19 protein-coding genes, 2 pseudogenes and 1 CRISPR repeat array are annotated in these 23,103 nt (G+C 50.1%); of the genes and pseudogenes, 8 read left to right on the forward strand and 13 right to left on the reverse strand.

Translation table 11 applies throughout. The features are described from left to right. Positions 1-287 precede the first annotated feature (287 nt). Complete coding sequence (locus CWI35_RS08455) at positions 288-1,535, forward strand: RNA-guided endonuclease InsQ/TnpB family protein (RefSeq protein ID WP_119877656.1); 1,248 nt, start codon at positions 288-290, stop codon at positions 1,533-1,535. Positions 1,536-1,689: 154 nt separating this feature from the next. Here CWI35_RS08455 and CWI35_RS08460 read toward each other — a convergent pair whose 3' ends face one another. Both CWI35_RS08460 and CWI35_RS08465 read right to left on the reverse strand, forming a co-directional pair. Next, complete coding sequence (locus tag CWI35_RS08460) at positions 1,690-1,980, reverse strand: zinc ribbon domain-containing protein (RefSeq protein ID WP_119877657.1); 291 nt, start codon at positions 1,978-1,980, stop codon at positions 1,690-1,692. Between the two features lie 71 nt (positions 1,981-2,051). Beyond that, positions 2,052-3,257 (reverse strand): S1C family serine protease, encoded by a 1,206-nt coding sequence (locus CWI35_RS08465; RefSeq protein WP_023633340.1) that lies wholly within the window; start codon positions 3,255-3,257, stop codon positions 2,052-2,054. A gap of 173 nt (positions 3,258-3,430) precedes the next feature. Here CWI35_RS08465 and CWI35_RS08470 point away from each other — a divergent pair, with 173 nt between their 5' ends. The 3 genes from CWI35_RS08470 to CWI35_RS08480 all read left to right on the forward strand — a co-directional run bounded on the left by CWI35_RS08470 (position 3,431) and on the right by CWI35_RS08480 (position 8,415). After that, the gene (locus tag CWI35_RS08470) at positions 3,431-4,102 is read left to right on the forward strand and encodes a response regulator transcription factor (protein ID WP_119877658.1); all 672 of its coding nucleotides are present in this window, start codon (positions 3,431-3,433) and stop codon (positions 4,100-4,102) included. Then, on the forward strand, positions 4,083-5,456 hold the full coding sequence (locus tag CWI35_RS08475; protein ID WP_068895536.1) for a sensor histidine kinase: 1,374 nt from the start codon (positions 4,083-4,085) through the stop codon (positions 5,454-5,456). The genes CWI35_RS08470 and CWI35_RS08475 overlap by 20 nt, the downstream gene beginning before the upstream one ends. A gap of 649 nt (positions 5,457-6,105) precedes the next feature. Beyond that, entirely contained in the window at positions 6,106-8,415 is a 2,310-nt protein-coding gene (locus CWI35_RS08480; RefSeq protein ID WP_119877659.1) for a YhgE/Pip domain-containing protein, read from the forward strand. Between the two features lie 384 nt (positions 8,416-8,799). Here CWI35_RS08480 and CWI35_RS08485 read toward each other — a convergent pair whose 3' ends face one another. Beyond that, positions 8,800-9,123, reverse strand: a complete 324-nt coding sequence (locus CWI35_RS08485; protein ID WP_011229832.1) for a hypothetical protein — start codon at positions 9,121-9,123, stop codon at positions 8,800-8,802. A 199-nt stretch (positions 9,124-9,322) separates the two neighbouring features. On the opposite strand from CWI35_RS08485, the gene CWI35_RS08490 reads away from it, so the two are divergent. From CWI35_RS08490 to CWI35_RS08500, 3 genes are all read left to right on the forward strand, one after another. After that, a complete protein-coding gene (locus CWI35_RS08490; RefSeq protein ID WP_119877660.1) occupies positions 9,323-9,847 on the forward strand; it encodes a hypothetical protein in 525 nt (174 codons plus the stop codon). Next, positions 9,807-10,460, forward strand: coding sequence for a PspA/IM30 family protein (locus CWI35_RS08495; protein ID WP_119877661.1), 654 nt, complete (start codon positions 9,807-9,809; stop codon positions 10,458-10,460). Before CWI35_RS08490 ends, CWI35_RS08495 begins: the two co-directional genes overlap by 41 nt. Positions 10,461-10,659: 199 nt before the next feature. Continuing rightward, positions 10,660-11,892: an MFS transporter gene (locus tag CWI35_RS08500; protein ID WP_014194810.1), complete on the forward strand. Its 1,233-nt coding sequence runs from the start codon at positions 10,660-10,662 to the stop codon at positions 11,890-11,892. An 82-nt stretch (positions 11,893-11,974) separates the two neighbouring features. On the opposite strand, the gene CWI35_RS08505 is transcribed toward CWI35_RS08500, so the two are convergent. After that, positions 11,975-13,030 (reverse strand): DmpA family aminopeptidase, encoded by a 1,056-nt coding sequence (locus tag CWI35_RS08505; protein WP_119877662.1) that lies wholly within the window; start codon positions 13,028-13,030, stop codon positions 11,975-11,977. Between the two features lie 94 nt (positions 13,031-13,124). On the opposite strand from CWI35_RS08505, the gene CWI35_RS08510 reads away from it, so the two are divergent. Continuing rightward, on the forward strand, positions 13,125-13,391 hold the full coding sequence (locus tag CWI35_RS08510; RefSeq protein WP_223812571.1) for a hypothetical protein: 267 nt from the start codon (positions 13,125-13,127) through the stop codon (positions 13,389-13,391). Between the two features lie 75 nt (positions 13,392-13,466). Next, positions 13,467-14,965: direct repeats of the CRISPR family, unit length 30 nt; unit sequence GTTTCAATCCCTCATAGGTACGATAAAAAC. A 429-nt stretch (positions 14,966-15,394) separates the two neighbouring features. Here the strand turns inward: CWI35_RS08510 and CWI35_RS18830 are convergent. From CWI35_RS18830 to CWI35_RS08555, 9 genes and pseudogenes are all read right to left on the reverse strand, one after another. Further along, positions 15,395-15,454, reverse strand: a pseudogene (locus CWI35_RS18830) (hypothetical protein); the annotation flags it as partial. 56 nt (positions 15,455-15,510) lie between these two features. Beyond that, positions 15,511-16,395: an Rpn family recombination-promoting nuclease/putative transposase gene (locus CWI35_RS08525; RefSeq protein ID WP_020279792.1), complete on the reverse strand. Its 885-nt coding sequence runs from the start codon at positions 16,393-16,395 to the stop codon at positions 15,511-15,513. 209 nt (positions 16,396-16,604) lie between these two features. Then, a pseudogene (locus CWI35_RS18835) lies at positions 16,605-16,742 on the reverse strand (IS701 family transposase); the annotation flags it as partial. Between the two features lie 218 nt (positions 16,743-16,960). Continuing rightward, on the reverse strand, positions 16,961-18,103 hold the full coding sequence (cmr6, locus tag CWI35_RS08530) for a type III-B CRISPR module RAMP protein Cmr6 (RefSeq protein ID WP_020279790.1): 1,143 nt from the start codon (positions 18,101-18,103) through the stop codon (positions 16,961-16,963). A 12-nt stretch (positions 18,104-18,115) separates the two neighbouring features. Beyond that, positions 18,116-18,520, reverse strand: a complete 405-nt coding sequence (gene cmr5 / locus CWI35_RS08535; protein WP_025039256.1) for a type III-B CRISPR module-associated protein Cmr5 — start codon at positions 18,518-18,520, stop codon at positions 18,116-18,118. 14 nt (positions 18,521-18,534) lie between these two features. Next, positions 18,535-19,422, reverse strand: a complete 888-nt coding sequence (gene cmr4 / locus CWI35_RS08540; RefSeq protein ID WP_025039255.1) for a type III-B CRISPR module RAMP protein Cmr4 — start codon at positions 19,420-19,422, stop codon at positions 18,535-18,537. Then, positions 19,422-20,552, reverse strand: coding sequence for a type III-B CRISPR module-associated Cmr3 family protein (locus tag CWI35_RS08545; protein ID WP_025039254.1), 1,131 nt, complete (start codon positions 20,550-20,552; stop codon positions 19,422-19,424). Before CWI35_RS08545 ends, cmr4 begins: the two co-directional genes overlap by 1 nt. Continuing rightward, positions 20,549-22,189 carry a type III-B CRISPR-associated protein Cas10/Cmr2 gene (gene cas10, locus CWI35_RS08550; protein WP_119877663.1) on the reverse strand — a complete coding sequence of 547 codons (1,641 nt, stop codon included), beginning with the start codon at positions 22,187-22,189 and terminating at the stop codon, positions 20,549-20,551. The genes CWI35_RS08545 and cas10 overlap by 4 nt, the downstream gene beginning before the upstream one ends. Then, positions 22,186-23,094 (reverse strand): RAMP superfamily CRISPR-associated protein, encoded by a 909-nt coding sequence (locus tag CWI35_RS08555; RefSeq protein WP_020279859.1) that lies wholly within the window; start codon positions 23,092-23,094, stop codon positions 22,186-22,188. The genes cas10 and CWI35_RS08555 overlap by 4 nt, the downstream gene beginning before the upstream one ends. Positions 23,095-23,103: the final 9 nt, after the last annotated feature.

A 23,103-nucleotide genomic window follows, 5' to 3' on the forward strand; every position in this document is an offset into this window, starting at 1 on the left:
CACCCGATGTGTCCCGATGTGTAAATGAGGCTCAAAGCGACAAGTGGAGAGAGCAAGGCAGATTTTTTCATAAAATACAAATAACTACGTTAAATCAATATATTTACAATTAAAATTCTATTGGAAATGCAAAAAAAAGAGTATTTATCTTAATTAGGCGAGAAGACTCCCACTTCAACGAAGCGAAGCGGAGTAAGTGGGAGATGAATCGCCTTAACTATATTTTGCTGAAAATAGGATAGATTCAGTAAAATATAGTATAATATAGTTAGATGGGAGGTGAAAAAATGTATTTTTGTATCAAACAACAGCTAAATGGTTTGACCAAAGAAGAATACTTGACTCTTCGAGAACTGTGCCATATTGCCAAGAACATGTACAACGTCGGATTGTACAATGTCAGACAATACTATTTTGAACACAAGGAATTTCTTAATTATGAGAAAAACTATCATCTTGCAAAAACTAACGAAAACTATAAGCTGTTAAACAGCAACATGGCACAGCAAATTTTAAAAAAGGTCAATGAAGCCTTTAAATCTTTCTTTGGTTTGATCAGTCTTGCCAAACAAGGAAAATATGACCACAAGGCTATCAGTATTCCAAAATATCTTAAAAAAGATGGCTTTCATTCACTGATCATTGGCCAGATTCGTATAGACGGCAACAAATTCACGATACCGTATTCTCGCCTATTTAAAAAGACTCACAAGCCTATCACGATAACGATTCCGCCTGTGTTACTGGACAAAAAGATTAAGCAGATTGAAATCATTCCTAAGCATCATGCCAGGTTCTTTGAGATTCAGTACAAATATGAAATGCCTGAAGATCAAAGACAATTAAATGACCAAAAAGCACTGGCAATTGATTTAGGATTAAACAATTTTGCCACTTGTGTCACATCAGACGGCAGATCATTCATCATTGATGGGCGGAGATTAAAAAGTATAAATCAATGGTTTAACAAAGAAAATGCCAGACTTCAAAGCATGAAAGATAAGCAAAAAATCAAAGGCACCACTCGTAAACAGGCTTTGCTTGCTATGAATCGCAATAATAAAGTGAATGATTATATCAACAAGACTTGCCGTTACATCATTAACTACTGTATTGAAAATCAAATTGGCAAACTTGTCATTGGCTATGCGGAAACATGGCAACGCAATATTAATCTAGGAAAAAAGACAAATCAAAACTTTGTCAATATTCCTCTCGGTAACATAAAAGAAAAACTAGAATATCTTTGTGAATTTTACGGCATTGAATTCTTGAAACAGGAAGAATCATATACGTCTCAAGCCAGCTTTTTTGACGGCGATGAGATTCCTGAATATAATGCCGACAATCCAAAAGAATATAAGTTCAGCGGCAAACGTATTAAGCGCGGCTTGTATCGAACAAAGTCTGGCAAACTAATTAATGCTGATGTCAATGGCGCATTAAACATCTTAAAGAAAAGTAAAGCTGTAGACCTGAGTGTCTTATGCTCTAGCGGCGAAGTGGACACGCCTCAAAGAATAAGGATTGCTTGAAGCAGTCAAACTTCTTTGGAAGCCCCCACTTCAAATTTTCGCTAGAAAATTAAGTGGGGGGTAGTTCACTACTAATGGAAAAATAGTCATATATTCACAAAAATTAGAGGGTACGAACACTCTCCCATCTGCGCTCACGCTTAGAGTTGGGGAATTATTGGAAATACCCGCCCCACGACAGGCTGCCAGCCAAGCCGCCCCCGTGCGTCCCATGGTTCGGCTGCCTTGTGACGACAGCAAACGAAGCCCTTCCTTCAACATCATTCCGAGCGGCGTTATGATCCGGGTCATGGTGCGCCCTGCATTGCGGGCGCACCCACTCTCGGACATGCAGCGGCTGCGCGTCGTCATGCCAGCTCTCGCAATATGAGCAGACTCGATACAAAGTGCTGACGACACGGATCAACGTATAGCCGTCTCCTTTCGCTTTATACTCCAGCATCATGAGCAAGCGCTCCACACGAAAATGAAAATCGCCTCTTTCCAGCCGCTTCGGCTGAAAAGAGGCGCTGTTTCTTACGATTGGCTGCTGTCTCTCGCTTTTAAGGTGACCGATACGGTCGTCTCAAACCCATCGCGATAGATCGTCAGTTTGATGCGATCGCCCACCGATGTTTTCGTATACAAATATTTGCGCAAGGCGCTGACGCTGTCGATTTTGTCGCCGTTGATGGCGACGATGACGTCTTTTGACTTCAACCCGGCATCGGCCGCCGGCGAGAACGGTTCGACCGACGTGATGGCCGCACCATATGTCACGTTGGACGGCAATTTCAGTTCATCAGCGCGGACTTCATCGGACAAATCGGCCACATCGACGAGCTGGACGCCAAGGTACGGGCGTTTGATTTTGCCGTCTTTCATGAGCTGTTCGACGATCGGCTTGACGTTTTCGCTCGGGATGGCAAAGCCGAGCCCTTCGACGCCCGTTTCCGCGATTTTCATGCTGTTGATGCCGATCACTTGACCTGCGCTGTTAATGAGCGCCCCACCGCTGTTGCCCGGGTTGATTGCCGCATCCGTCTGGATGACGTCAATCTCCCAGTCGCCCGCTGAGGTGGACACCGGCATCGTCCGTTTGCCGCTGACGATGCCTTCCGTCACCGTCCGCGACAAATCAAGACCAAGCGGGTTGCCGATGGCCGCCACGGGTTCGCCGATTTTTACCTTCGACGAGTCGCCGAAGCTCGCCACTTTCGTTACGCCATTGGCTGGGATTTTCAAGACGGCGAGGTCAGTGAGTGCATCCGCGCCGACGATGTCGGCTTTCACTTTTTTGCCGTTCGGGAGCGCCACCTCCACTTTGTTCGCTCCTTCAATGACATGGTTGTTCGTCACAATGTAGGCCACATTGCCTTCTTTTTTAAAGATGACGCCCGAACCCGTTCCCGCTTCAGTATCTTGTGCTTGATCAGAGAAAAAGTCCACTTGCTTCTGAATGTTGACGACCCCGACGACCGCATCGGCCACTTTGTTAATGGCGTCAATCATATTCGTTTTGACGTTCGCCGTCGGCTGCAATGGCAGCGCCTCGCTTTTTGCGGTCGTTTCCGCCGCTTCCGTTTGGGAATGGGTTTCCCCGTAAATCCATTTCGGCGCTACATACCATGTCGCCGCGCTGCCGATCACCGCTCCAGCGACGGAAGCGGCAAGCCACGATACGAAGCGGCCGCGGCGTTTCGGCTGCGGAGTGGGTGTTGGTTCAAATGGCATCATGTCCATTTGTCATCTCCTCCTTTTCCTCTTCGCCTATCATCATAACCATGGAAAGTGAAAAAATGGTGAAATTCCTTCCCTTCCATTAGCGAGCGAAGCCAAGCGCACAGCTTTTTCACCGTTTTTTCACGGATGTTTGGTATGATAAAAACAAGGAAGCTGGAACGGGAGGAAAGGCGATGAAAATTTTGCTTGCGGAAGATGATCTCCATTTAGGGGAGTTGATTGTGCACTTATTAAAAAAGAAAGGAATCGACCATATCGATTGGGTTCAAGAGGGCGAAGACGCATACGATTACGCGATGGCGGAGTTTTACGACGTCGTCGTGCTCGATTGGATGCTTCCAAACGGCGATGGGGTGGACATTTGCAGCCGCCTGCGGCAAAACGGCTATACGGGTGCGATTTTGATGCTGACGGCGAAAGACGCGGTGCAAGACCGCGTCACCGGGCTTGAAGCCGGGGCGGATGACTATTTGGTCAAGCCGTTTGAAATCGATGAGCTCGTCGCGCGCTTAAAAGCGCTCGCCCGGCGCACGTTCGTCCCGCTCCAAGAGGAAAAAGTGACGTTTCACGGCTTCACATTGAACCGGACAAGCCATACGCTGCACCGCGGCGATGAGGAAATTTCCCTCACCCCGCGCGAATTTCAGCTCCTTGACCTGCTCGTGCAAAACCAAGGCCAAGTCGTTCCGCGGGAGACGATTTTGGACCGCGTCTGGGGGTGGGATGCGGATGTGTCGATGAAAACGATCGATGCAACGATCAAACTATTGCGCAAAAAGTTGAAAGACGATGTCATTCAAACGGTGCGCGGGGTGGGATATAAAATTGATAAATCGATGGAATGAATGGCGCGGCTGGCTGCGCCGCTTAGAAAGCGCCGACTTGTTCCGCCGCGCCCATTGGCGGCTGACAGCGCTCTATAGCGGCATTTTCACCTTGTTTCTCGCCTTGTTTATCCTAATCGCCGCTGCACTGTTTTACTGGATCACCACGTCCGATCAAGAGCGGCGCATCACCCGCCTCGCCGAGCAAGAGGCGAATACGATCGAGCAGTTTTTACTGAAGCAGAGCGATTTTGACTTGTTTCATGACGAAAGCGTCGTCCTGCTTAGTGAAGATCAACTTTTCTTTTACGTAATCGGCCCAAACGGCGATCTGCTTGCTGGGGATGAAATTCATCCGCGCCTGCGCCCGTATTTTTTGAACGTCTTGTCCCGCATGGACACAGGCGAGCGCACCCCTGTATATGTGACCGTGTCGCTGCCCGAGCATATGCCCGGCCTCGCCCGCGCCGCCGCCCGCGACTGGCGGGTGCTCGCTGTTGCCTATCCGCTTATCATTCATGGGGATTTTGCCGGCATGCTTTATATCGGGATGGACGTCACGTCGTTTTTCGGGGTGTTCCATTGGCTGCTCGTTGTGCTCATCGGCCTGGCCGTTCTGTTTCTCGCCGTCGGGGTGGCGCTCAGCTACTTTATGTCCAAGCGAGCGCTCATCCCGATTGAAGAAGCATACGAGCGGCAGCGCCAGTTCGTCGCTGACGCCTCCCACGAACTGCGGACGCCGCTGAGCGTCGTCTTCTCGTCCGTGGAGGCGCTCGCGTTGGAAGAGGATGTGATGAAAAACGACTTCGCCCGCCGCCTGCTCGACCGCCTGCGCGAAGAGTTGAAGCGGATCACGAAACTGATGAACGATTTGTTGACGCTCGCCCGTGCCGATGCGAAGAACGCCGCGTTGGAGCTTTCGAAACAGACGTTTGATTTTCGCCCGCACGCCGAGCGCACGTTTCAGCTCGTGTCGGAACTCGCGGCGAAAAAGCAGATCACGATGCATTTTCACGCCCCAGAACAGGCGATTGTCACCGCCGACCCGGACAAATTGACGCAGCTGCTGTACATTTTGCTTGACAACGCGATCAAATACACCCCGGAAGGCGGAGACGTGACGCTATCGATCCGCACCGAGCCGAAGCAGTTCATCCTTTCTGTCAAAGACACCGGCATCGGCATCCCGCCTGAAGACATCGGCCGCATTTTCGACCGCTTTTACCGCGTCGACAAAACGCGCTCGCGCCAACAAGGCGGCCACGGCCTTGGGCTGTCGATCGCGAAATGGATCGTCGAGGCTCACGGCGGCACGATCCACGTCCAAAGCCAACTCGGGCAAGGGTCGGAGTTTCTTGTCCGTCTGCCTGCTTAGAAGGCCGGTGAAAAACGGCTGTCACGAGCAAATCAGCGGCATTTCGCCAAAAAAGAAGGCTGATTTCACAAGGTTTTTCTAAGAAATAGATGGAACTAGCAGCATTTTGTACTAAATCACCAGCCTTTTAGATCTTGCGGCGCGCTGTCATTGATAGGCGGCAAGGCGCGCCTTCTTTTTGAACATGATGAAATTGATTTTGCATTCAGCTGGCTACTCGCCACGTTTCACACTCAGCTTGTATGGAAGATGAAAACGGAAAATCGGAAATTTTATAGATGAACGATGGGCTTTATATTTTATCGCACTTCAAACATGAATGAATCATTTCTGCTTATTGCATGCAGGTATTGTTTATGATAAGATATAAAACGAAATGACCGAAACGTCCATTTGGTCAAAAAGATGAACGCCCCTGTTAGATAAAAAGAAACAAATGATTGATGCAACAACTCATCAGAGTGAATGGCACATGACTTTAAACGTTGATTGGGGGAAGGAACGCGAACCATTGTTTCAACAAAAGATTGCCCAACGGTTCGGCTGATATCGGTAAAAAGGATTGTCTCCATGACCATCCTTCTCTTTTTTACAAAAAAATGACTAAATGGACAAATCGGTCAATATTATTAAAAAGGAGGTTCCGCATGTGCGTGCATTTCAATTATGGATGCAGGAATGGAAAGCAGTTGCATCCAATCGGAAAACACTGATTCCGATTATAGCTGTCTTATTTATTCCGCTTCTATACAGCGGCATGTTTTTATGGGCGTTTTGGGATCCATACGATCATTTGGACGAACTTCCTGTCGCCGTGGTAAACAAAGACAAGGGGACAACGTTTGAGGGGAAAGCGTTTCATCTCGGCGATGATCTTGTTGAAAAGTTAAAAGAAAAAAAACAGTTTAACTGGCATTTTGTAAACGAACATGAAGGGGAAAAAGGATTAAAAGAACAAAAGTACTATATGCTCATTCAAATCCCTGAAGATTTTTCACAAAATGCGACGACGTTGCAAGACGATCACCCGAAAAAACTTCAACTTATTTACAAGCCCAATGAAGGATTTAACTTTTTATCAGCCCAAATTGGCGGAACAGCGGTTGAAAAAATCAAAACAGAAGTAGCCAAAACGTTAACGGAAACGTACGCAGAAAATATGTTTGAAAACATTCAAACATTAGCAGACGGGTTAACAAAAGCGAGCGATGGAGCCAAACAATTACATGATGGTCTCGGCGAGGCAAAAAATGGAACAAACAAACTGTATGATGGAATGAAAAAAGCGGAGGATGGATCCAAAGATTTGCATCATCATTTAGCGACACTTGCCGAAAAATCCATGGCCTTTACTGACGGATTGAATCAAGCAGTCAATGGTTCCACGCAAGTTCAAGCAGGGGTTCAAATGCTTGACAACGGGATGAAACACATGGTCGACGGGCAAGGGCAGCTGCTTGACGGAGCAAAACAGGCGCAAGAGGGAACCGCAAATCTTGCTTCCGGTGCAAAACGCGTATATGAAGGAATGCAAACACTCGATGCCCGCATGCCGCAGCTTTTGCAAGGTTCGGAACAATTAAGCGGGGGAGCCGAAAAGCTAGCATCATCGCTTGCGCAATGGCAACAAGGGGCGGCTCGGGTTCAAACAGGGGCGACCCAAGTAACAGGCGGGCTTGAACAGTTAGCGGCGCAGCTTGATGCACTCATTGCTCAAACCCCCGATCCGACACAAAAGGCGGTGTATGAGCGGCTAAAGAAAAATGTTGAGAAATTATCATTCGGAAGCAAACAAGTCGAAAACGGCATTGCGCAGTTAAACGATGGAGCCAAAGCATTACAATCAGGAGCAGCGTCGTTAAACAGCGGGGCGAAACAGCTGCATGAAGGGCATATTGCTCTCGACCGCGGGGTCGACGAACTGCTTTCTGGACAACAGCAGCTTGTCAATGGCGCCAATGCACTCTTGAACGGCCAAGAAAAGCTTGTTGCAGGCATGAACACGTTGCACGAAAAAATGAAAGAAGCGGAACAAGGAGCTGACAAACTCGCGAAGGGCGGCCAAACACTGACCTCTGGTCTGCAAGTGCTTGCTCAAGGAGCTGATCGGCTGCAAGACGGCGCCCATCAATTGGCGGATGGTTCGCAGCAACTAGCAAGCGGAATGAATGAATTAACGAGTGGGACAAGGCATTTGCAAAATGGGATGAATCGACTGACAGACGGCTCGGAAGAACTAGCGGATCAGTTAAAAGAAGGGGCCAAAAAAGCAAGCGACGTAAAAGCAAATAAAGACGTATACGACATGTTTGCAGAACCGGTGAAAGTAAAAAATGAAAAAGTGAATGAAGTGCCAAACTACGGAACAGGATTTACACCATATTTCTTGTCGTTAGGCTTGTTTGTTGGGGCGCTTTTACTCTCGATTGTCTTCCCGCTTCGCGAACCAGCAGCGGTTCCACGTTCGCCATTTCATTGGTTTTTTGCAAAATTTGGTGTGCTCATTGGGGTTGGGATTTTTCAAGCGCTTCTGGCCGATAGCGTATTGCTTTACGGACTTGACTTACAAGTGAAAAGCGTTCCCTTCTTTATCTTGTTTAGCGTCGTCACAAGCATTGCCTTTTTATCTGTCATTCAATTTCTCGTCACAACCTTCGGGGATCCGGGACGGTTTATTGGGATTGTCGTATTAATTTTGCAATTAACAACAAGCGCCGGAACGTTCCCGCTCGAGCTCATTCCGCGTTCGTTGCAGCATTTTAACGCATGGCTCCCAATGACCTATTCTGTTTTCGGATTCAAAGCGGTCATCTCAAGCGGCGATTTCTCATTTATGTGGGAAAACATCGGTAAGTTGCTGCTGTTTATCGTCGCCATGATGGTTGGAACGATGGCGTATTTTACGATGCAACATCGCCGGCGATTTGCAACAGCCGTCGAACAAGCTTCTGAGGCATAATATGCTTCAGAAGCTTTATTTTTCACCTCACATTTCGCACCCTCCCGACGAAAATCGGGAGGATTTTTTCGTTCTGATATCAAATGAATTTCCTTTTGAGTCAGTCCCATGCCTAAAATGAGAAATATTCTTTTCTTCATCCCATGGCACAAACACTATGTATGGATAGAGCGATTTTTAACGCTGAACTTGACGGATATGGACATGGATGAGCGCATCCACGTCTAACATGATACGGAACGACTAACGATGGTCAAAAAAGATTGCCATCGCTAGTCGTGTTGGCCAAAACGTTATTCTGAAAAGCGAGATAAAAAATCCTTTAGCCTAGTCGATAAAAAATCGGGAAAGATTTTAGAAACATACGGTGAAATTATACAGCCCCTAGAACAAGTTGCAACAAAAACACGCATTCACGATGGCATTGACATAGGGCATGACCAAGTCTCCGACATCTCGGATTTCGATGGGAAACAGGCGGATGATGATGACAGAGATCGCGATGATGAGGAACAAACCGATTAGAGCGCCACCCAACCGCGCATGCGGATTCCATCGAATTCTCGCCAAGCCGACGATCAACGAGCCGATGGCGAATCCGAGAAACGAGCCGTACGCATAATATCCGACATCAAACGTCGGAAACAAAAAGGAAAACAAGAACACAAACAAAGCGCCGCCAACATCAAGCCCATACGACCGAACCACGTCTTCCCCTCCTTCGTCCCCACAATGTCAGAAAAAACAGATGCCCGTCAAAATCATCGTCCATCTCGCGGCGGATCCCCTATTCATGATATACTCAAAAATCCTTCAAAAAAATGTTCGCTTTTCACCTAATTTTCTCCTTCCCCCTCTACAATACAAACCGTAAGCCAGTCCACTGCCGAAAAAAGGAGGTGACGATGTGAAAAAGGCAAAAACGTTCCTATTCATCGCGCTCGCTGCTCTCGTTGGATGGAGCGCGTTTCATGTTCTGACGCCGCATGAAGTGATGGCGCACGGCCGTCCGGGCGTTCCATTTCCCGGCGTGCACGATGGATTCGGACATCACCATCGAGAGTTCGGCATGGGATCGCGCGAAGGCTGGATGATGGCAGGTTTGTTCATGTGGTGGCTCATTCCGTTTTTGCTCGTGGGCGCGGGGGCGATATGGCTCGCCGCGGCGCGGTCGAAGCGCTGGATCGGTTGGGCGCTTGTCGCTTTAGGCGTTGCTGCGATCTTGCCGAAATGGGTGCTGATCTTGCTGGCGCTGGCCGCCGTGTACACCTTAGGGCGCCGTCAAGCGCGAAAAACGGCAATTGCCGAAGTATGGGCGCCAGCACTGCCGTCCGTTCCCGTCGATTGGTTGGATGAATGGGAAAAAACAATACAAAAGGAGGCCAAACAACATGGGCATTTTTCGCCGGATCAAAACGATTATTCTCGCTGAGGCGAATGAACAAATTGACCGCTGGGAAGACCCCGTTGCCATGACGAAACAATATTTGCGCCAGCTTGAGCAAAAACTCGAACAAGGCCGCCAAGCGCTCACCCAACAATGGGTCGCCGAGCGGCGCTATGAGACGCTCATCGCCCAAGCCGAAGCGACCATTGAGAAACGAAGCCGCCAAGCGAAACTGGCGCTCGAGCGCAACGAAGAATCGGTCGCCAAACTGGCGCTGCGTGATAAACTGTTGTACGAGAAAAAGCTGGAGGCGTACAAACAACAATACGAAGCCATCAAAGCGAAAACAGTTGAGGTCGCCAATCGCTTGAACCAACTACGCGAACGGTACGACGAACTCGCCGCCAAGCAGCTCGAGCTCGCGGCGCGGGTGAACGCCGCTCAAGCGTTGAAACAAATCGACACGGCGCTCGCTTCGTTTTCCGCCGATGAGGCGCTGCGCGGCTTCGCCCGCATGGAAGAGCGCGTCATCGCCTTAGAAGCCGAAGCGGCCGCCGCCCGGTTCGGTACGAATGCTGCGTTGTCCCCCGTGCCATTTGATGAAGAAGTCGAACGTGAGTTAGCCAAGTGGAAAGAAGCCCAAGCCAATAACGCCTAATCCCCTCCCCCTTTGACATAGATGACCCCCTTGCCGGGCAGGCAAGGGGGATGGTGTTTGTTCAGGGAAATGACACCGCTCCCCACCGTCGCACGGCCTGACTCTCGCTTTCCCCCGTTCGGAAGCAAAATCGTTTCCTTTGTTTTTCCATCGTGGTAAAATCATTAGAGAAACGAAATAATACAGGAGATGACCTCCTATGAACTGGAAGCGAAGCGTCCGCGTTCTTTGGCTGTGCAATTTCATGGTTTCTGCCGGGATGACGATGGTCATTCCCTTTTTGTCGCTCTTTTTATGGCAAATGGGCGTCACTGAGCACCACGCCTTGAGCATCTGGACAGGACTTGTGTTTTCCGTCACGTTCCTATCAGCCGCTGTCATGGCGCCGATTTGGGGGGTATTCGCCGATAAGTACGGCCAGCGCGCCAACCTCATCCGCGCGGGGATCGGCATGGGCTTGATCACCGGATGCATGGCGTTCGCCGCCTCACCGATGGCGCTGCTTGCTCTCCGATTTCTTGTCGGCTTTTTCTCTGGATTTATCACTGTCTCGTTTTCATACTTGGCCCGCGTTGTGCCGAGAGACCATAGCGGCGAGGCGCTCGGGACGCTGCAGACGGGAAGCATCGCCGGCAACATCATCGGGCCGCTCATCGGCGGCGCCTTATCCGACCTGTTCGGCTTCCGCCCGGTGTTTCTCGTGACCGGGCTTTGCATTTTACTGACGCTCTTGCCGGTCATTTTTTGGCTCGAAAAAGATCCCGTCGTGCCGCAGACAAAAGAAAACAAGGCCAGCTTCAAAGAAGTATTCAGACACCGGCCGCTCATCGTCTTATTTATCGCCACGTTTCTCGTGCAAATCGCGGTTCTTGGCGTCAACTCGATGATGACGATTTTTGTCCAATCGCTCATCGGCCATTCTAGCAATCTCGCCTTTCTATCCGGCCTCGCCTCGTCGATCACCGGCATCGCGACGATCATCGGCGCACCGTACTTAGGGAAACTCGGCGACCGGATCGGGCAGGAGAAAACATTACCGATACTGCTTGTGCTGTCCGGCTTGTTCGCCTTGCCGCAAGTATGGACGGACAACATTTATGAGCTGTACGTGTGGCGCTTCTTGCAAGGGCTTGTTGTTGGCGGCGTATGGCCGTCTATTCAAGCGCTCATCAACGCGCAAAGCCCGCGCCGCATTCAAGGGCGGGTGTTCGGCGTCACGGCAAGCAGCCGCTTCCTCGGCAACTTGACTGGCCCGACCGCCGCAGGCGCGATCGCAGGGTTCTTTTCCATTTCCTCCATTTTCGTCTTATCTGGTCTCTTGTTGATCGCCACCGGCGCATTGGTCGGGTATGCGACGCATGACCGTGCATGGCGCGAGGAAATGAAAGAGAAGATCGCCGCTTGGACGCATCGTCTCCATAGTCGGTACTGACAACCACAGCGGCAAGAGGCGCGGCAGAAAAAACGAAACGGCCCGAAGAACCATTCCTTTCGGGCCGTTTCCTCTCATCGTTTCATTTCTCCGTCCATTTGATCCATCGAAGCAACGAATACGGAATCGCTTCCCCGACGCGCCCGTTCCGCCCAGTCGTCGTTTCCGCCATCGTCAATGAATTCCAAATCGCTTCCTCTGTCGCCTCAACAGCCGCCTGAAACAACTCGTTCATGAGCGGCGCATCATCGCGGACAAGCGGAGGGACTGATTGAAGAACAGAATCGGAAAAATGAGCAATCGTATAGGCGTTGGAAAACGCGATGACAATATCACCGCTCCCGTGATGGACATGGCTTCCCGTCCGCGCCAGCCCCACCGCCGCCCGCTTCGCCAGCCGCTTCAACTGCCGCGCATCAAGCGGCGCATCGGTCGCGACGATCATCATAATCGAACCAGCCGGCACATCCCGTTCATCAAACGACGGCGGCACATACGGCACAAACCGCAGCTCTTCACGCCGCCCGAAATTGCTCACGACAAGCGCTCCGACCGTATACATCCCGCCCGCGATCCGCGACGAGCTGCCAATGCCCCCTTTCCAGCCGAAGCACATCATACCCGTCCCCGCGCCGACCGCCCCTTCTTCCATATCGACGCGCGCCTCGGCAATCGCCTGTTTCGCATGCTCCTTCGTCACCGAAAGCGCCCGCGCCGTATTCAAATAGCTGTCATTGCATTCCCCGACGACAATGTTGGCCGACCCGGTCGTATCTCCGATCTCCGGCGTCATCGCAAGCATATACTCAAGCGTCCCTTGCCAGACAGCGCCGACACTGAACGTATTGGTCAGCATAATCGGCGACTCGATCAACCCAAGTTCCTCGACCTGCACCAACCCGACCGTTTTCCCAAAACCGTTCAAAACAAAACAAGCCGCGGGCACCTTCTCCAAAAACCAGTTGCCCCCATGCGGCAACACCGCCGTCACCCCAGTGCGGATCACTGTCCGCTCATTCATATCTTCCCGAATCGTCACATGACCGACCCGCACCCCAGGCACATCGGTGACTTGATTGCGCTCCCCTGTCGGAAGCGTGCCGATGGAAAAACCAAGATCGCGAAGCTTGCGGCGCATCCATCCCACCCCTGTCGCTTTTCTCCGCCTTCTTTCAAACCGTCCAACGCCAACGCAGCATGTCCGCCGACACGACGGTGAACGAGAAAGAAGCGTGATTGTTCCCATGTCAAGTATATCGCATCGGACTGAGGAAATGCAGCAGCGGCAAAGAAAGGCGGTGAACAACCATGCCTGGTGGATCAATGGGGCCATACAAAAAAAGCAGATGCCAAAACGTTCTCCATGTGCGAAACAAAAAAGCGGCTTCCTGCAAAGCAAGCGGCGCAAGAATGAGCAGCCGAAGCAAAACGAAGCGGTCGATCGGGGAAGTGCAGCCATCCGGTTTCTTCAAACGGAAGACGTTCATACGATGGCGTGACATTGAAGAGGGTTTCGCCTCTTATAGGCGCGACAAAAACTGGGCGGAAACGCGTGGAGAAAGCGGCCGACTCCGGTTTCAATCCCTCGTAGGTACGATAAAAACCATTGATAACAGCCAAAATATTATAAAGGTCAAACGGGTTTCAATCCCTCATAGGTACGATAAAAACGACAAATTTCCGAGACACAGCGAAGGAGCTAAAGGTGTTTCAATCCCTCATAGGTACGATAAAAACATGAACTTGATTGACCATATCGAAAATCTCGAGCGTTTCAATCCCTCATAGGTACGATAAAAACACGTTTTGCAATTTCCTTCACCTCTATTTCTAGAGAGTTTCAATCCCTCATAGGTACGATAAAAACAATCGCTAGTTTCTTACTTGCAAGCCCGTTTGTCACGTTTCAATCCCTCATAGGTACGATAAAAACATTTGGTCTGTGTCTTTGACCAAAATTTGAAAGGAGTTTCAATCCCTCATAGGTACGATAAAAACGAATCTTGGCTGGTTTTCGGCTTCGAAGCCGGACAAGAGTTTCAATCCCTCATAGGTACGATAAAAACTGAAAGCCAAAACAGGTTTGTTTACGGGCATCTCGTCCGTGTTTCAATCCCTCATAGGTACGATAAAAACCTTATCCAGTTCGACCGCCTCGTTGATCGCAATATCTTGTTTCAATCCCTCATAGGTACGATAAAAACCGGAGATGGAGCTATATTAGGGGGATATTGAAAAATTTGTTTCAATCCCTCATAGGTACGATAAAAACAACGCGGCTCAATGTACTTCTTTTCCCCACGACACAGTTTCAATCCCTCATAGGTACGATAAAAACGGGGCAAGACGTTTATATGGAATCGCGAACGAACTACTCGTTTCAATCCCTCATAGGTACGATAAAAACGGAAGAAGTCGAGCCAGTTATAGATCGGTTACTTGCGTTTCAATCCCTCATAGGTACGATAAAAACGCGTAGCCTTTAGCCCGATTTCTTTCTCACCGATTTGTTTCAATCCCTCATAGGTACGATAAAAACCTTTGTTGCTTTCTAATTATATTATAAGTTATGAATGTTTCAATCCCTCATAGGTACGATAAAAACTCAAGCTGGACAGTCACCATGATGTTTCACCTGCCTAAGTTTCAATCCCTCATAGGTACGATAAAAACCTTGATCCGTGCTGTCTTGCCTTTCGCTGTTTCGAGTTTCAATCCCTCATAGGTACGATAAAAACGGACAAAAATGTCCAAAAGTCTTCACCTTCGATAAAACCAGTTTCAATCCCTCATAGGTACGATAAAAACAGTTGCGCTCCGGATCCACTTTCACGATTTTCAAGTGTTTCAATCCCTCATAGGTACGATAAAAACCAGATACGGTTTCTGCGGCATTAAACGCCTTTGGTCGTTTCAATCCCTCATAGGTACGATAAAAACGTTCACGACCGCATTGAACCATGTGTTTGCTTGTGGTTTCAATCCCTCATAGGTACGATAAAAACAAGTTGCCGGATCAAGTAAGGAAAGTACAGTTGGAGATGTTTCAATCCCTCATAGGTACGATAAAAACCCCAAAAAGGCTTGTTCCATCAAGCTTTTCGGTTTGGAGCTATTTTCAGCATAGCACGTTTCAAAAATTCTGTCAATGACTTTCAATCGTGATGGCTGTAGGCTTGGAGCGTCAAAAACCATTGTCGTCGATCCCCCGGGTTTTTTGCATGATTGGAGGTCGACGACAATGCAAAGGCGGGTTGACTTCTTCGGCTGTTCGATCTTTTCCGCCGGCAGCCCGGTCAGTTCGTGGATCGTGTCGATATCCTACCCTTTCATCAACATTTCCTTCGCGATGTCGGGTTTCCCTTCCTCGATCCTTTTTGGCGTCCTTGTTCAATCCCATGCTTCATTCCCTGCTTGATCCTTGTCCGATTTCGCCGAAACTGCTCTCGTTTGATTGACGCTCCGAAGGCTTCACTTCCCGTGCAACTCACGGTACCAGTCGCTATGCAGGATATCTCGAAAGATTGATACTGTCGTTTCGATCTCTGTCAAGTTCAATTCCACAATCATCACATCGAAATACCCTCGTTAGATGGCCACCTCTTGTGTTTGATTTCCCTACTCTCTAAGCAATCCCCGAACATCTTCCTCTGAAAGATCCACCAACCGAGCAATGTCTTCCACCGTCATTCCTTTGCGTGCCATGTTACGAATCAGCTGTTTCATTCCTTGTTTCATTCCCTGTTTCATTCCTTGTTTGATGCCTTCTTCCAACCCTTGTTTCCTTCCCTTTTGCTCATAGGAAATGATCAGCTCCAACACGTTCTCTTTTTCTTTCGTTTCCATCGCCCTCACCTCTCTTTGGAGTTGTTGCTCTTCCTCCTCCGACAACTTCACATACGTTTCAAAAAAACCCAAGAGCAGCCGCTGCCTCGCTTCATCCAGCTCCAATCGCACCAACATGCGCAAAAACTCTTTTTTCAACTCGACTTTCTCACTTTCAGTATACCCCATTTTGCCAAGGAGGGCAGCCGCGATCGGATTGTCATGCCGGATGTAGTCCCGCCAATGTTTCTTGCGCAACTCCACCGGGAAAAAGCGGAACTGCAGCACCTCGCCAAAGGGAAACTCGATCGAAAACACGGACGGCTCCTCGCGGAGGGCATCATGGCTGAAGACGGCGATCGGAACGATGCGGGTGCGGTATTTTTCAAACAGACGGCTGAAATAGACAAACATGCGCTCTGGAAACGATGGCTGCACGTAGCTTTGATTCTCCACATGAACGATGATCAGCCCATCTTCTCCTTTCAGCTTCGTCTCGACCAACAGATCGACGCGGTACTTTTCTCCTGCGGTCACATCCGTGAACAGCTCTTCGGACAAAAAGGACAAATGGCGGAAATCGATATGCTCGTGGATGTCGGGGAAAAAGAGAAGGAGAAACTCTTCGAAGAACGTTTGGATCAGTTCTTTGAACAGCCGGTCATGGTCAATGGCCATTCCATCACCCCTCTTTGAACATGTTCAACATATCGATTCGCGGGCAAGAGGCAAAAATCCTGCATGGAAGATAGAAAAAATGGAGAGCTAGGATGTACATCAGCACATTGTGTCAGAATCCTGCCTTCAAATTAGTAGATGTGCATTTTTAAGAGAGGCAAACAAGGGGCCCCTTAGTCGGCATGAGGCTGGTTTTTGATTGCATCATCGAGAACGGTCAACGTTCCGGAAAATCCCTTGGTGATCAAGGCGGCGACGAGACGAACGTGATGCTTCAAAACCGAAAAGGTGAACCCCAATGTTATGAAAAACTTGTGAGCTCCTTGATAACGTGCTTATCCATTCATGAGACATGAACCTGTAGGAATGGTTGGCACATTGATTCTAACCAAGGAGTCCGGTTCATGTCTCCTTTTTTGTTTGGTTGCAAATTTATTACAGTTCATTTGCTCATCTAGAGAAATGATCTATCCATAAAAGAAAACAGGTTCTATTGAAGTTCGAAATCTTGTCGTCGATCCCCCGGATTTGGACACAATGGGGGTCGACGACAACTGGGATGGTGTCATTCGTCATTTAGCAGCTGTTGAAGCTTGTCAATTTTTTGCTTTTGTTTTTTGCTGATGCCTTTTCCCCATTCGCCGATGCGTTGCCAATACGCCTGCAAGGCAAGGGCGGCTTGTTTGTTTCGCTGCTCAAGGACTTGCTGGTACAGCACGTCTTTGCTTCGCTGCTTATCCGCTTCGCTGTCGGCGAGCCGTTCAATTTCGGCCACCAACCGTTCTTCGGGGGAGAGAAGAGCCAGCCTTGCTCGTTCTTCTTCCTCGCGTCTCTTTCGCTCCACCATTTCCTGCTCGATTTTTCGACGCTCAAGACGGGCGCGCTCTTTTTGCACCATTGGGAGGAATTCGGTTTCCGTCACGTCGTCCACTTCAGAAAATCGACCGTAGCCTGACGATGTTTTCGAACCGATCCCCCATTCCATCAACGCCTGTTTTGTGTATAACGATGCTGCCTCCAACAAACGGGCGGTTTTTTCATCGTCTCGAAAGCCATAGGCCGTTAAATAAATGTCTGCCTCTGCAGCCATGACCGTCCAAAACGAAACGGGAACAGGTTTTTGATTATCTGTCGCAGCGTTTTTTCCCTCATAATACTCCTTCATATGTACAGCGAGCACATCCTTTTCCAACCGCAATCCATCGATGAGAAAGATGTCGTAAAACTGCACCTGTCCTTTATTGCCTTGCGTCCCAAAAATCGCGCGTCCGTCTTCATGCTCGCCGAGCCGTTTCTCGTCCCCTTCGCAATACGCCTCGATAAACCAATGGCGCACAAGGCCTTTCAGACTGGAGGCAGGAATGTAAGGAAGACCGTACACGGGGTGGATCGTCAATGACGTCTCGCGAACATGCCCCGCGCCCAGTCCGTGGACAATTCGGCCAGAGAGGCGGGCTTTCAGCTTCTTGACTCCCCCTGTTTGCGCCCATTCCACCATGGCCTGTTCTCGCTGCGCCCGCAGCTGCTCGCCAACCTCTTTCAGCTCTGGGAGAATCGGGGCGGATTTCAACTGTTTCGAAGGTTCCCACACTTTTTTACGGTCATTCCACCGATGCTCAATAAAATAATGGAGATGGTACGCCAAATGCCCGATCGATTTATTGGCCTTTTGCACGACTTCTAGGGTGTCCTTTGGATGAAAAAGCATGCCCTCCCCTCCTTACTCTGCCGCCTTTGCATCGTCTTTCGCCATCCCGTCGGCAAACTTGCGCATCCAATCTAACAGCGCCATGGCTTCCATCGTCCATAACCGGTAATCAGCGCTCGATAAGTTGACGACAGCCTCGACGAGTTCTTGGTTTGCCGATGAAAATTGATCCGGAAACTGTTCCCTCATCCATTTTGCGAGGGATTGATAAATCGCCTTGTATTCCTTCCCTTTTTGAAAACAAAACGCCAATGCTTGTCCGAGACCGTTGACTTGAATTAAGGACGGCATTTTTTTGACGTAAGAACGATAGTTTTCGAAGCTTCCTCTCAATCGTTCTTTTGCCTGTTTCACTTCTTGAAACGCAAATGCGGCTCTCCCGTTCTCAATCCCCACACGCTTCACGTTTGTTTCCATGGCTTCTCCTCCGTTCACACCCAAATCGTTCTCATCATTCCGCGACCTAATGTACTGTTCCCGCCAAGCTGAAAGACGGATGGAAATTTGTTTTCATTCAGAAAGTACCGTTCAATATCCGCAGCCTTCGCAAGACCGTCTATTCCGTCTCCCCGTACATCACCAATGTAGAGGAAACTGTAAAAAACCGTTTCTGGCGGAACATTTTCCTCATACCAGAGCGCACCGTTGTCAACGGTCCCTGTCTCCGGTGAAATGCGAATGCGCGCGTTAATTTCGGTCGACAATTTGACGAAATCCGTGAAATCGTCATCGGAGAGAACAACGAGTCGATCTACAAGACGCAGGCGGCAATGCTCCCCAAGGAGGGCGGCAAGTTGTTCCGCCAGCTGTTTCGCTTCAGAAGAGACGGTGACCGAAAACGCATACTCCTCCAACACAATGCGTCCATTGACCGCCATCAACCGGTCGGAACTGACCGTGTTCGGTGCGGGCATCGGAAGAAGTTGAACTTCTTTCCCGATCGATTGCTGATGAACGCTCATCTCTTGATTCCACCGCTCAATCACAAACGGGCACGTAATCCAAGCAAATACGCCGCGAAGCGATTTAACCGGAAACAGCAAAACACGTGCATCACTCAGAGCAATGGCGCTCGCTTGTGTGACGCTTTCCTGTCCTTTGTCCGCGCCGAAAATCAGTTCAAGCTTCTTCCTATCTTCAGGAAGCGACTGTGTCATGTGATACCGAAGCGCGCCTTTGAGCGAGGAGCTTTCGATTTTTGGAAATCCTGTATGCTTCTCCCGCTGGATAGGCAAGTCGACAAACCCGATCTCGCTCCCACTCCCCGCATGGACAGACGTAATGGCATGCATAAGAAAAGGCCGTACGATCGAATACATTACAACTCCTCCTCGCTTTCTTTTGCACTCGTGATCACCGCAAACCCAAACCCTTCCTCTGCCCCTTCATCAGTGAAATGAACACCGTCAAGGGCAGAAAAGACATGGGGCAAATCATCATCCCGCTCGATCTTCACGTAAATGACAGAACCCGCTGGAACCATCCATTTTCGCGGTTTTGGACGATGTCGGACGATGTCCCATCCTCCGTACAACTCCGGTCGTCCGATGGAAGCGGCAAGCCATGTCACCACCGCTCCGTTCGGCCATGTCCACCGATCACCGTCCATCGCAATCGGACGAGAGCCGTTGGCGAAAATCGCAGGGGACAAAAAGATAATCTTTGCCAGCCTCGTCCGCTCGATGTCTTGTTCAATCCTCTTTTTCTCGTCCGGATTCCATATACGAAGCATTTCCGGCTGCTGGCGGACAGACCACGGCCGGTTTTCCCCGCCGATCCGAGCCCACTTGACATCAGAGAAATCCGGTCCATCACCGACGAAAGCGACAAGGGACGCCCCGTCTACAAAACGCCCTTTCGCCACCCGGTATAAAAGCCCCTTTTGGGCTGTTCGGCTGGACGTGTCGAGTTGAATTCCCACCTTATCTTCCCAAGCGATGAACGATGACAATGAACAAAGGGAAGAGATTGGCTTATTCTCCAGAAGCGCCTGCTTCCATTCCTCCATCGGGACGTAATAGTGCTGTGGACTTTTCGTTTTGTCACGCCGTGAAGAAGCAAGTCGCCACATTGAAGAAGATGACGAAAGCTTCCGGTCTCGGACAAGCTGCAATGGATACGCTTTGAGCGATTTTTCCTCCTCTATGACTTGATAATCAAAGGGCAGGGGAAAGAACAAGACGTCTTCTTTCGCCAGCGTGCAATAATGGAGACAGAACTGCCCCCGCTCTGTCGGGGTGCCCATCCATCTCCTCACCTGTTCATCACTGCCCCTCGCAAAGTCGTCAAACGTGCTGTACGCATAAATGTACGCCGCCCGCAGCGCGCCGTAAATCGTATTCGGGCGCGGAGGGAATATCGACTCCATCACCGTCGCCTCCCCCGCTTGCGTCGCATGATGGTTTTTAAAGAAAAACGTGTCTACCGGTGTCAAGACTAATTTTGTCATTGCCCGTTCCCCTCGCTCCGTTTGAAAAAGGTCAATATCTTTAACAGATACAAAAAGTCATAGCCGCTGCGAACCGCTTCACGCAAAGACAAAAGAACTTGCGCGTGATTGGCGATCTCTTGGACGCTCAGATGGCTTCCCTCTTTTACAGACCGCTTAAGCAAACGCCGAAGCTCTGTCGCGAGCATGTCGCCATTCTCCCATTTAGGACAGTGCCGCTCATGCAGCAGCGGGGCAAACGCGGAAGCGAAATGAAAAATAAAGTTCGGCGACAGGGATGTTTTCAACAGATGAATCCATTGATCCAATAATTGTGAAACCTTCTCTCCCCCAATCATCCATGGGAGAACCGCTTCCGAAATCTCACCAGAGCGGGTGTGAAGCGCTAAAGCAAGGGCGTCCTTTTGCTGCCCCGTCTTGTCGTTGGAATACTGTTTCGCCTTTTTCTCCAACGCTCTGACAGCGTTAAGAACGAGATGGAGCGGCGACTTTTTGTGAGCGATGACCACGCCAAACGAGGCGGTCGCTCCATGACCTAATCCTTTCCATTCATCGCCAAACGCCAATCGGAGCTCCTCCGCCGCTTTCAGCACCGTCTCGGTCGGCAAGAAGGCGAGAACATCATCGCCTCCTGCATAAACAAGCTTGCCGTGGCATTGTTCTTCGACAATTTGAGGAACGACTTCTTTCGCAAATCGCGCCAACTTTTTACTCGTTTCGCTATACTCCTCTTTCCGCTCCCCGGAGAACCATTTCCCCATGTTGTCCCCATCCATCATGAGCACAGCGTAATAATCGCCCGCTCCGATCTCGAGGACAGACGGAAACGACAAAAACGAGGCGCCAAACAACTTGGAAAAATAATCGCGGGCGGCCCGTTTTCCTAAACAAATGCCGCATAAAAATTCATTGTCTTGAATCCGTCCCGCGCGGCGGTCATCTTCTTCGCCCCCAGCTCCTTGAAATTCCGCCGCCCGCCGCTTCCAAAGGTGGAGCGTTTTCCGCTTGATCTCACCGTAATGATCCGTTTCCTTCATCTCGGCAAGCCGCAACGCCTCCCTTTCCTTGCAGACGGAGCAAACAAGGCCGGATTGGGAAACAGGAATGTAATGCTTCTCATTTTTCAGCGCCCCCAACCGCCGTTCGGCGCGTTCACGCACGGTCCGGAACGAAGCGGACGGCTCATACGGTTCAGCGACCCAGTACACTTCTAAAAACGACTGCACTTGTTGTTCCACCATCATCTCCAGCCATTCATACTCTTCAGCAGTGAGATGTGGAAACACGCGTCGAATGGCTTGAAAGCAGAAGTCCAGAAACACTTGGCGAACATTGTCCTCCACTTCGCGCAGCCAGCCGCCAACCTTTTCTTCTGTTCCCTTCATCACCACCGTCACGCGGTTCGGGATCGAAGCAATGCGAAAATCCCGCGCAGATGGCGACCGCAACTCCTCCCTTGTGACGAGCGGGTATACGACTTCACAGTTGGCGTCCAATTGGTAAAACTGTTTGATCGCCTCTCGCACCAAGTGGGACAAAATATAACTTCCGCTCCAAAAATCTTCCGTTTTGCGGGCTGAAGCGATAAACGACTGCACAGGCCCGACCGTAAAAATGACGATATAGCGATTGGTCATATCCTCACCCCAACGATCTCTAAAAACCGGTTTCGATCCCGCTCATAGCGCGGCTCGCTGTAGCGCGAGCCGCCGCTTCTCACTTCCGTCACAATCGGGTGGTACCGATTCCCAATTTTTCTCACCGTGCACCATAATGGCGAAGAAAGCTTTTTGCTTCCTTGCACAAAACCGAGATTTCCATAGCGGTTCGCTTCATGCGACGCTTTTCCAAACGCCCTTGTCACTTCCGCGGCGCTTTCTTTCCCCTCCCCAATCCACACTGCGGACAACACAGGGTGCAGCGTCCGAATGTCCTCGCGGCGCGCCACGAGGCAGCCGTCCTCCGCAAAGGAAAACGCCTCCGCCACTCCGATGTGCTCAAGCACCGTACGCAAACTTTTGGCGTATTCCCCAACGTTATTCCACTGATGCCCCGTCCATTGCACAGCTCCGAACCCGCGGCGCGACCGCTGCCCGAATCCCGCCAGGTGAAGCATATACTGAAAGTGCCATTCATACGCCGGAAGCAGCTGCTCATGCCGCTTCCGCACCGAAAGCGTCACCGTCACCTCCCCACCGGCAGGAAGGGCGGGGACAGGCACAGGAGATGTGCGGTGCGGCAACATGTTTTCCCGTTTCGTTCCTTCCATCACGCCCGCCATGGATAAATGAACGGGGGATTGCTGCTTCGTCTCTCGCGTGCCGCCAAACCATTCTTCTTCTTTGGCAAGCAAATCGCGGTGGTTCGTCTCGCTTTGCAACGTCCGCCACCAGTACCGCCATACCCCGCGCAGCGACGGAATGCGAAACTCCGCCTTTGCCTTCGGATCAAACCCGTGAATGGCGGCCGGCGTCAACAGAACAAGCTGATACGGCGACTGAACAATGGCAGACGCTTCGTTCCATTTCAAACGTTCCATCATCCGCTCTCC

The organism is [Bacillus] caldolyticus (genome assembly GCF_003595605.1).
Lineage (GTDB): Bacteria > Bacillota > Bacilli > Bacillales > Anoxybacillaceae > Geobacillus > Geobacillus thermoleovorans.